Origin of the sequence: Thermotoga sp. RQ2 (genome assembly GCF_000019625.1) — a bacterium.
Lineage (GTDB): Bacteria > Thermotogota > Thermotogae > Thermotogales > Thermotogaceae > Thermotoga > Thermotoga maritima.
This window is the reverse complement of record NC_010483.1, coordinates 1,017,526-1,028,426: the sequence shown is the minus strand read 5'-3', so window position 1 is coordinate 1,028,426 and position 10,901 is coordinate 1,017,526. Positions and strand designations below refer to the sequence as shown.

The window sequence follows — 10,901 nt, the reverse complement described above, 5'->3', positions numbered from 1 at the left end:
TCCCCCTCTTCTTTGACTAATGATAGCACTTCGAATTATTTTTCTATCTGTGCCTTGATTTTTTCCACAGCCTCTTTGAGAGCCTCTTCAACGCTAGCCTGACCGTTGATAATGATGCTGAGAGCGTCTCCCATGGCAGACCAGACAGGAGCCATTTCTGGCACGTTTGGCATCGGTGTTCCCATAGAAGCACTCTGAGTGAACGCAACAACATCGGGATTGTCTTTGACGAGTTCGAGAACATCTTTTCTCGCAGGAAGTCTTGGATCTGCGAGGTATATCTTGTACATGGTCTCTTTTCTCGCAATGAAGTTCGTGAGAAATTCCATGGCGATCACTTTGTTTGGAGACTTGGCGTTGATCATGAATCCCTGAACACCAACGAATGGTTTGGCAGGAACACCCGGTTCGAGTTCAGGAATAGGAGCAACTCCGTAGTTTATACCCGCGTCTTTGTAAGATTTTATAGCCCAAGGTCCGTTGATGATCATAGCTGCAAGACCTTCTTTGAACATGGAATCCATCGTTCCGTAGTTGTCACCAGGGGTGAGAACACCTTCATCGATCATTCTCTTTATGAGTTTCGCACCTTTGATTGCTCCTTCGTTCGCGAGTCCAATGTCTGTCACGTCGAGTCCCTGAGGTGTTTCCTTGAAGACGTATCCTCCGTAACCCAGAATGAACGGCGCAGAGAAGTAGAAGTTGGCGACATCGTAGATGAAACCTCTGACTTCTCCTCCGTATTCCTCATCTATCTGTTTTGCTTTTTCTATGAGCTCGTCCATGGTCTTAGGAACAGAATCAACGTAGTCCTTGTTGTAGATGAGAGCAACCGCTTCCATGGCGTACGGGACTCCGTAGAGTTTTCCACCGTAAGAGAAAGCTTTGAGAGCCGTGTCATAGAAATTCTTCAGATCAGAGAAGTTGGGAATGGGTTCGATCAAACCGTTGACGGCGAGTTCTCCTACCCAGTCGTGCGCTCCAACAATGATGTCTGCACCCTGTCCCTGTGGAGCCGCCGTCAGGAATTTGGATTTGATGCTTCCAAAATCAACGTACTGAACTTCAACAGGGATTCCGTACTTTGCCTTGAATTCTTCCCCGAGTTTCTGGAGGATGTCAACCTGCTTTTCGGAACACCAGATGGTGAGCTTTGTTTGTGCTAACACAAGGGCAGAAACCACAACAAGCATTAAAACGAGCAGTCTCTTCACCATAGACACCTCCTTTGGATTACAAAGAGTTTACTGTCAGAAAATTCACAAAATGTTTCACTAAGGATTTTAACACCGAATTTTCGTGATGTCAATCTGGATTCGAATCGGTGTTTTTAAATTATTCATCAACCGTTTCATTCAGAAATATCGAAATTCCGTTAACCCTATTGACACGTTGTGAATTGGGTGTTAATATAAACAGACGGATTTGTGTTAATTTATTGATTGTGGAATGTTTCGAAAAGAGGAGTGGAGGTTGTGAAGAAGACTTTTTTACTGCTTGCTCTGGTATTTTTACTCTTCCTCACCTCCTGCTTTCAAACGTCTATGAGTCAATCCCTCGTTTCAAGTAATCCACATTCAAACAGCACAAACACAGGTGATTCAGCCTCCAACCTTTCTATTAATGAAGTAAAATACCCCGTCGTCTACGAAATTTTCATTCGCTCCTTTTACGACAGCGACGGAGATGGTGTGGGAGACATAAACGGTGTTTCTCAGAAAGTTGACTATCTGAGGAAACTCGGCATTGACGCTGTGTGGTTTATGCCCTTCAACGAGGCTGTTTCATACCATGGATACGACATAACAGACTACTACAACGTCGAGAAAGACTACGGCACCATGGAAGATCTCGAAAACATGATCCAGGTGCTCCATGAGAACGGAATAAAGGTAATAATGGATCTCGTGATCAACCACACATCCGATGAGCATCCCTGGTTCAAAGACGCCGTGGAAAACACGACCAGCTCTCCGTACTGGGACTACTACATAATGAGTCTTGAAGATCATTCTGGTCAGGGTCACTGGCACTGGAAGATCAACTCAAAGGGTCAAAAAGTCTGGTATTTCGGACTTTTTGGCTATAACATGCCGGATCTGAACCACGACAGTCAGAAAGTGAGAGAAGAAGTAAAGAAAATCGTGGATTTCTGGATTTCCAAAGGTGTTGATGGATTCAGAATAGATGCTGCAAAGCACATATATGGCTGGTCCTGGGACGATGGGATACAGGAGTCGGCCGAATATTTTGAATGGTTCAGAGATTATGTGCTTTCCAAAAAGCCCGATGCCATACTTGTGGGAGAGGTGTTCAGCGGAAACACGTACGATCTTTCTCTATATCCAATTCCCGTTTTCAATTTCGCCCTCATGTACAGTATAAGGAACTACCCAGAAGGGCAGGATGGAATGATAGAAAACAACTGGGTTGAGGAGTCTTTCCTGTTTCTTGAGAATCACGATCTCCACAGGTTCTTCTCCCATCTTCAAGAACATTACAAAAAGTTCTCCGAGTCCGACTACGAATTCATCAAAAAACGTGCTGCTCTCTGGTATTTTCTGATATTCACACTGAAAGGATCTCCTGTTATCTACTACGGCGGTGAAATTGGAACGAGAGGTTTCAAGTGGCACGGTCCTGTATATGACGAGCCGGTGAGAGAGCCGATGCAGTGGTACGCAAGCGGTACAGGAGAAGGTCAAACCTTCTGGACAAAGGAAGTCTACAAAAACGCGGGGATAACCTTTGGAAACGCTGATGTTGACGGATGTATCTATGACGATCCTTACGATGGCTTCTCCGTCGAAGAACAGGAAAACGATCCGAAGAGTCTTTTGAATTTCATCAGATTCATTCTCAACTTCAGAAAAGATCACGACGCCATTTTGAATGGAGATCAAACGATCTTCAGGGACTGGAAAAACCTCATAGCGTTCTACAGAGAATCCTCCAACGAAAAGCTGTTGGTGGTCTTGAATCCGGATCCAGTCTGGCAAAACAGCTTCACTTTTGAAGAAAACATGACGATGATTCTCGAGGTAGATTTTGAAAACTTCATCTGGAACGAGTCAAACGTGTCTTTTTCAGCGGGTGAATCCTTCACTGTGGATCCCATGAAAGCGTACATTTTCAAAAAGTGAGGAGGTGCGAAAATGAAAAAACTCTTCCTGGTTTTGGCGGTCTTATCTCTTGTTCTTTACGGATGTCTGAGAACACCACCTGTCGTCAAAGATATGGTCACCACCGATGGTTCTCTCAGCGACTGGGGAAGCAAGATCAAGGAAGACGCAGCAGATGATTCCAAATGGGGAGCTGACAACGAGCTTTTGAAGGCAGGTTTGCTCTTCGATGGTGCAAACATCTACATCGCCGGTGAATATGTGATAGGAGGCGATGGAAACGTTAATGTCTTTCTTGTTTTGATCGATCTTGTCGGTGTGACCGGAGCTCAGACAGTCTCCTACACGGGTTTGAACGATGGAAACAGAAACTTCACAAACCCCAACGGCGACATAGATCTCATCGTTGAAGTGAATCAGAGCAACGAATACAAAGTCTGGAGAGTGTCTCAGGATGGAAGCCTCACAGATATCACCGACCAAGTGACCGCCCAGTTTGGAACTGGATCTACAATAGCAGAACTCAAGATCCCAATCTCCGAACAAGTTAACCAGGTGAAAGCTGTCTTCGCCATCAGCGGTGGAACGGGTGGCGGAAATCAGTGGGTAGGAGACTTCTATCCAAATCAGCCAGACCACGATTCGGCGGAAAATGGTGGTATTCCACAGCCAGCACCTGTTGTGAATTTCGTTGTTTGCGACAAAGAAGGTAACGTGAGTGAGGAAATAAACCAGACCTCTGAACCGGAGCAGCCCACTGAAAGTGTGATTGTTGTAGACGGAGATCTGAGCGATTTTGGAACCCCTGTGGCAACAAGCACAAATCCTGGCCCTGGAGTTGGAGCAAATCTGTACCGGCTCTACGTGACCTACGATGCGACGTACCTCTACATAGGATTCGATACTCAAAACTCCGGATCCTGGGATGTTGCCTATGGAATAGGTATCGACACAAAACCCAGCGGTTACACAGGAGACAGCGATGCGTGGGGAAGAAAGATAAGCTTCGGCGCTGATTATGCGGTAGATTACGAGATCTACTTCTGGTGGGCCGGGGGGTCAGGTCTTGATAGTAACAACTTCTGCGAATGGAACGGTTTAGACTGGAATTATAGATCAATAGCTGATGCTGGAGGAACGTTCGATTACACCGGTGACACTAGTAGTGGACTTCAAACGATGGAAATAGCGATTCCATGGTCTGCCATTGGAGGAAAACAGGACGTGGCTTTGATCGTTTGGATAACAGGTGGTAGTGGTTCGGCTGTAGACAGCATTCCTGATGATGATTCTACAATTGATAATGCCGACGAATGGAATGACTCTGATACTTTCACGAATCTCTATCTTCTCCAAGTGAACTGAGGAGGTGATCTCCTTGAAAAAGATAATCCCAGCTCTTTTGTTGATTACGTTTCTTTCTGGATGTATGACACTGCTCAATATAAAGCTTCCGGACGGTGTTTATGTGATAGGAGATTTCTCAAACGGTGTGCCGAGCTCCGAATACAAAATGGCGCTTCAGGGTGATTTCTACACCCTGGAGCTTCCTTCTTCCGTTTTGAGCTTTGAAAATGACATCGCCTGGTATCAGGTTGTGGTTGTTGAAAACGGAAAACCAGTGAAGACCACTTCCGAGATTCCTCTGTGGAAACAGCTCGTTGGAGCCACCGTCACCATATACGCAACACCGAACCTGATGGAAAACGACACAGCAAAGGGAGTGGGAGACTCTGAGAAAGAAACACCTCCCTGGTACTGCGCCGGAGATTTCAACAACTGGACGCTCGAAGAGATGACCTACCAAGATGGAAAGTTTGTTTTGAACACAGGCCGCACCGTCTCTTCCGGTGAAACGATACAATACAAAATCGCAAGAAACACCGACTGGACTCCTTACGAAGAACAGTTCGATGGAACCAGTTACGAAGCCGGATACGGTAAAAACGCCACCTTCACCGCGGACAAAGACGGAACTTTCGTCATAGAATTCGATCCGAAAACGAGCACACTTCAAGCCTATGTGGAGTGAGGTGAGGAATATGAAAAAACTCGCTGTTTTGATAATGTGTCTTCTTGCGTTTTCTTACGTGTTCTCCTTTTCGCCAACGGGTTCTCTCAAGGTGGGTTACTCCTACGATCTGGAAAACCAGAGCGGATCCAGCTACACTGAGCTGTACCTCTCGGGGAACAGTCTTTCCGGCGATTTCACAACCAAAGATTTGAAACTCGACTCCGGATACATCGCCCTCGATACAGACCTGGTGGATCTCAAAGCCTACTACAATAGAGTCTTTGGATCTACAGGTGACTGGCTTGGAATCTACAGCTTCAACGACTCTAGAAATGGACTTGAAATTGAGCTTTTCGGTTTCAGAGGTGTGACCACAGGAGATGTTTCTTATCTCCAGTACCGAGGAAATCTTTCGAATTTCTACTTCAGCGCGATGCTCGGGAAACGCTCCACAGTGAACGACATGTACTTCGATTTCAACTGGGAACCGGGCCTCAGGTATTTTGGAGAATTCGGTGTGAGTTATGAGAACGAGGAAAAGATAGGATCAAACAATTTCTTCTACATGTTTGGTATTTCAACCGCAGACTGGAAACACGGAGTGAAACTCACCGGAGTAGGTTCAGAAACATACCTTGACTACTGTGACTACGTGAACGACAACGATCTCGAAGGTGAGATACTCGCAAACCTCTGGACGACATTCGGCGACTTCAAGCTTTGGTTCGATTACAAATTCACATCGAAGACTCCCAAATACGGTGTCGAGTACTCTTCCGGTGATGTCTGGTTCAAGGCCTGGAAGGAAGGAACGAAATTCGATTCTGACATTCTCAACTGGGATGACTTCGGAATGGAAATTGGAAAGAACTTCAGCTTCATTGGCTTCAATGGAAAGATCTCTTACAAGTTCGGCAAACCCGCCCACGATTCCACAAGCGCGATGGGTGAGGTATTCTACGCGGAACTGTGGAAAAACTTCGGCAGTGTCAACTTCTTCGCCAAGTGGCAGTATCTGAACACTCTCTACACAGAGGCGTACACAGCCTACTACGAGCTGAAGTTCACGGATGAAAAGTCCGAGTTCAAACTCTCTCTTGGCGATGGCGATTTCTCCAGCCAGATAAACTTTGTCAAGAAAATCTCTCTTGAATATTCAACGTGGTGGTAAGGAGGTGTCTAAGGTATGAAAAAACTTCTCATTCTCTCTGTGCTTTTGCTGAGTGCCTTCGTATTTTCTGATGTCTTTGTAGAAAACGGAAAAGTGATTTTCACCTTCGAGTGGGAAGGAGCCAAGGTGGTGTACCTCGCAGGAACCTTCAACAACTGGAATCCCACAGCGCTTCCAATGGAAGAAGTGGAACCCGGTCTCTGGAGAGCAGAGCTCGAACTCGAACCCGGAACGTATCAATACAAATACGTGATAGATGGAACTACGTGGAAAGAAGATCCCAACGCACCCGGATACGTGGACGATGGTTTCGGAGGCTACAACGGAATATTCACACTGGTGGAAAAAGACGGACAGCTCTTCATCGTTGGCCCTCAGAAGAAAGAAGAATCAAAGAAATACGAGCCCAATCCCGACAGGGAAGACACCATCTTTGTCGAAGACGGTATAGTGGTTCTCAGATACTACAATCCCGAAGCGGAATTCGTAACCATAGCTGGAAATTTCAACAACTGGAACGCAGAAGAGATAGAGATGTATCCACTCGAAGATGGTTGGTGGGAAGGAGTACTTGAACTTGGTCCTGGAGTGTATGAATACAAGTTCGTTGTGAACGGTGAGGAATGGGTGACTGACCCCAACGCCTTTGCCTTTGTCGATGACGGCTTTGGAGGAAAGAACGGCGTTTTCGAAGTTTACGAAGAAAACGGAGAACTGAAGGTAAAATCTCCCATCGAGGAAACTGTCCAAGAAGAGACTTCAGAAGAAGCACCCGAAGTCGCTCATCAAGAAACCGCAGAAGCCGGACCAGAAGAGGTTGAAAAATCCGAGCTGAAAGAAGGACTCAGCGTGGAAGACAGTTTTGTCGTCTTCGTTGTTAGAAAGCCAGAAGCTTCCGAGGCTTACGTTGCGGGAAGCTTCAACAACTGGAGCACTACAGCGAATCCAATGGAAAGAGAAGGGAACCTCTGGGTGGCAAGAATCAAGCTCAACCCTGGCACTTATCAGTACAAGTACGTCTTCACGATAGCGGGAAATCAGGTCTGGCAAGAAGATCCCAACGCGCCTTCCTATGTCCCGGATGGATTCGGTGGAAAAAACGGCGCTTTCATGCTCTCTGAAGAGGATGGAAAACTCGTCATAAAACCACTGGAACAGAAATCTGAGAGTGAGACTCCGTTCTTCGGGAAATACTCCATTGATCTGACTTACAAATACGCAACGGATACCTTCCTCAAATCTCTCGAAAGCTCCCATGAACTCACTCTCGGTGTAAAAACCGACTTCTTGAAAGCAACCTTGAATTTCAAACCGGAAGGCTCTTTCTTGGACAGCGCGAACATAAAGGTGGAAAAGGACGGCTTCGAGGTTTTCGGACACTACAACGTGGCATCTCTGGTGGAAGGGAAGCCCTACGAAGAATGGTTCGCCGAAACAGGCTTTGGTCTCGGTATTTCTTTCCTTTCCTACAAGTTCACAGCTGATGTCGCTTTTGACACAAACGCGGAAAAGGAAAGATTTTTGATAGGAGTTTCGGGAGAGAATTTCGGTACCTACTTTGGAAGTAATTACTTGCTTGGGATAGAAAAAATAGACCTCGCAGGTTTCTTATCCTTTGATCTTCTTGGAGCAAAAACAACCGTCTGGACCGGTTTAATCTTTGCCAAGCCCGTTCTCTACTTTGTGAACCTCGAAGTCGATTCGGACAACTTCGATGTCAACTACCTGTACTATGAAAAAACATCTTCAGAAGACAAAGGATTTCTCAAAGCAAGCATTGATCTCTTCAACCTGGAACTCTACGGGGATTACAATTTCAACAACAAAACGTACACGGTAAGCGCAGGGTACGTTTTCGATGACACCTATGTCCTCGGATTGGCCTACAGATACGGAGACTACGACAACTTTGAAAACGACCCCGACAAAATAACCGTCTTTGGGGAGCTCAGAAACGAATTCGCAAGCGCAAAACTTGGAGTAACTTACGACGCATACAAGAACATCTATCTGGATTTCCAAGGTGAAGTCAACTTCTGATTGTGAGGTGATTCAAGGTGAAGACTAAACTCTGGTTGTTACTTGTTCTCCTCCTTTCCGCTTTGATATTCTCAGAAACCACCATCGTAGTCCACTATCACAGATACGACGGAAAGTACGATGGCTGGAATCTCTGGATATGGCCCGTAGAGCCCGTGTCTCAGGAAGGGAAAGCTTATCAGTTCACAGGTGAGGATGATTTTGGTAAAGTAGCAGTAGTGAAATTACCAATGGATCTTACAAAGGTGGGGATCATAGTGAGGCTGAACGAGTGGCAGGCAAAAGACGTGGCAAAAGACAGGTTCATAGAGATAAAAGACGGAAAGGCTGAAGTGTGGATACTCCAGGGAGTGGAAGAGATTTTCTACGAAAAACCAGACACATCTCCCAGAGTCTTCTTCGCACAGGCAAGGTCGAACAAGGTGATCGAGGCTTTTCTGACCAATCCTGTGGATACGAAAAAGAAAGAACTCTTCAAGGTTACTGTTGACGGAAAAGAGATTCCCGTCTCAAGAGTGGAAAAGGCCGATCCCACGGACATAGACGTGACAAACTACGTGAGGATCGTCCTTTCTGAACCCCTGAAAGAAGAAGACCTCAGAAAAGACGTGGAACTGATCATAGAAGGTTACAAACCGGCAAGAGTCATCATGATGGAGATTCTGGACAACTACTATTACGATGGAGAGCTCGGAGCCGTATATTCTCCAGAGAAGACGATATTCAGAGTCTGGTCTCCCGTTTCTAAGTGGGTAAAGGTGCTTCTCTTCAAGAACGGAGAAGACACAGAACCGTATCAGGTTGTGAACATGGAATATAAAGGAAACGGTGTCTGGGAAGCGGTTGTCGAAGGTGATCTCGACGGAGTGTTCTACCTCTATCAGCTGGAAAATTACGGAAAGGTCAGAACAACCGTCGATCCTTATTCGAAAGCGGTTTACGCAAACAGCAAAAAGAGCGCCGTTGTGAATCTTGCCAGGACAAACCCAGAAGGATGGGAAAACGACAGGGGACCGAAAATCGAAGGATACGAAGACGCGATAATCTACGAAATACACATAGCGGACATCACAGGACTCGAAAACTCCGGAGTCAAAAACAAAGGTCTCTACCTTGGGCTCACCGAAGAAAACACGAAAGGACCGGGCGGTGTGACAACAGGCCTTTCGCACCTCGTAGAACTCGGTGTTACACACGTTCATATACTTCCTTTCTTCGATTTCTACACAGGTGACGAACTCGATAAAGATTTCGAGAAGTACTACAACTGGGGTTACGATCCTTACCTGTTCATGGTTCCAGAGGGCAGATACTCTACTGATCCCAAAAACCCACACACGAGAATCAGAGAAGTCAAAGAAATGGTCAAAGCCCTTCACAAACACGGTATAGGTGTGATCATGGACATGGTGTTCCCGCACACCTACGGTATAGGCGAACTCTCTGCGTTCGATCAGACGGTGCCGTACTACTTCTACAGAATCGACAAGACAGGTGCCTATTTGAACGAAAGCGGATGTGGTAACGTCATCGCAAGCGAAAGACCCATGATGAGAAAATTCATAGTCGATACCGTCACCTACTGGGTGAAGGAGTATCACATAGACGGATTCAGATTCGATCAGATGGGTCTTATCGACAAAAAGACAATGCTCGAAGTCGAAAGAGCTCTTCATAAAATCGATCCAACTATCATTCTCTACGGCGAACCGTGGGGTGGATGGGGAGCACCGATCAGGTTTGGAAAGGACGATGTCGCCGGCACACACGTGGCAGCTTTCAACGATGAGTTCAGAGACGCAATAAGGGGTTCCGTGTTCAACCCGAGCGTCAAGGGATTCGTCATGGGAGGATACGGAAAGGAAACCAAGATCAAAAGAGGTGTTGTTGGAAGCATAAACTACGACGAAAAACTCATCAAAAGCTTCGCCCTTGATCCAGAAGAGACGATAAACTACGCAGCGTGTCACGACAACCACACACTGTGGGACAAGAACTACCTCGCCGCCAAAGCTGATAAGAAAAAGGAATGGACCGAAGAAGAACTGAAAAACGCCCAGAAACTGGCTGGTGCGATTCTCCTCACTTCTCAAGGTGTTCCTTTCCTCCACGGAGGACAGGACTTCTGCAGAACGAAGAATTTCAACGACAACTCCTACAACGCCCCTATCTCGATAAACGGCTTTGATTACGAAAGAAAACTTCAGTTCATAGATGTGTTCAACTATTACAAAGGCCTCATAAAACTCAGAAAAGAACATCCTGCTTTCAGGCTGAAAAATGCCGAAGAGATCAAAAAGCACCTGGAATTTCTCCCGAGTGGAAGAATAATAGTTGCGTTCATGCTCAAAGACCACGCAGGTGGTGATCCCTGGAAAGACATTGTGGTGATTTACAATGGAAATACAGAGAAGGCAACATACAAGCTGCCAGAAGGAAAATGGAATGTGGTTGTAAACGGCCAGAAAGCTGGAACGGAAGTGATAGAAACCGTTGAAGGAACAATAGAACTCGAACCGCTTTCTGCGTACGTTTTGTACAGAGAGTGAAAAGT

General features: G+C 46.1%; 7 protein-coding genes. 6 read left to right on the top strand and 1 reads right to left on the bottom strand.

Features of this window, described 5'->3' with window-relative positions; translation table 11 throughout:
* Positions 1–35: 35 nt before the first annotated feature.
* On the bottom strand, positions 36–1,214 hold the full coding sequence (gene malE, locus TRQ2_RS05060) for a maltose/maltodextrin ABC transporter substrate-binding protein MalE (protein ID WP_012310861.1): 1,179 nt from the start codon (positions 1,212–1,214) through the stop codon (positions 36–38).
* A gap of 261 nt (positions 1,215–1,475) precedes the next feature.
* Here malE and TRQ2_RS05055 point away from each other — a divergent pair, with 261 nt between their 5' ends.
* Genes TRQ2_RS05055 through pulA form a run of 6 tightly spaced genes read left to right on the top strand, consistent with a single transcriptional unit; the run spans position 1,476 to position 10,896 of the window.
* Complete coding sequence (locus tag TRQ2_RS05055) at positions 1,476–3,143, top strand: alpha-amylase family glycosyl hydrolase (RefSeq protein WP_012310860.1); 1,668 nt, start codon at positions 1,476–1,478, stop codon at positions 3,141–3,143.
* A 12-nt stretch (positions 3,144–3,155) separates the two neighbouring features.
* The gene (locus tag TRQ2_RS05050) at positions 3,156–4,487 is read left to right on the top strand and encodes a hypothetical protein (protein ID WP_012310859.1); all 1,332 of its coding nucleotides are present in this window, start codon (positions 3,156–3,158) and stop codon (positions 4,485–4,487) included.
* Between the two features lie 13 nt (positions 4,488–4,500).
* Positions 4,501–5,154 carry a hypothetical protein gene (locus TRQ2_RS05045; RefSeq protein WP_004082386.1) on the top strand — a complete coding sequence of 218 codons (654 nt, stop codon included), beginning with the start codon at positions 4,501–4,503 and terminating at the stop codon, positions 5,152–5,154.
* 10 nt (positions 5,155–5,164) lie between these two features.
* Positions 5,165–6,307, top strand: coding sequence for a hypothetical protein (locus TRQ2_RS05040; RefSeq protein WP_004082387.1), 1,143 nt, complete (start codon positions 5,165–5,167; stop codon positions 6,305–6,307).
* Between the two features lie 15 nt (positions 6,308–6,322).
* Positions 6,323–8,347, top strand: coding sequence for a glycogen-binding domain-containing protein (locus TRQ2_RS05035; protein WP_012310858.1), 2,025 nt, complete (start codon positions 6,323–6,325; stop codon positions 8,345–8,347).
* Positions 8,348–8,364: 17 nt separating this feature from the next.
* A complete protein-coding gene (gene pulA, locus TRQ2_RS05030) occupies positions 8,365–10,896 on the top strand; it encodes a type I pullulanase (RefSeq protein WP_012310857.1) in 2,532 nt (843 codons plus the stop codon).
* Positions 10,897–10,901: the final 5 nt, after the last annotated feature.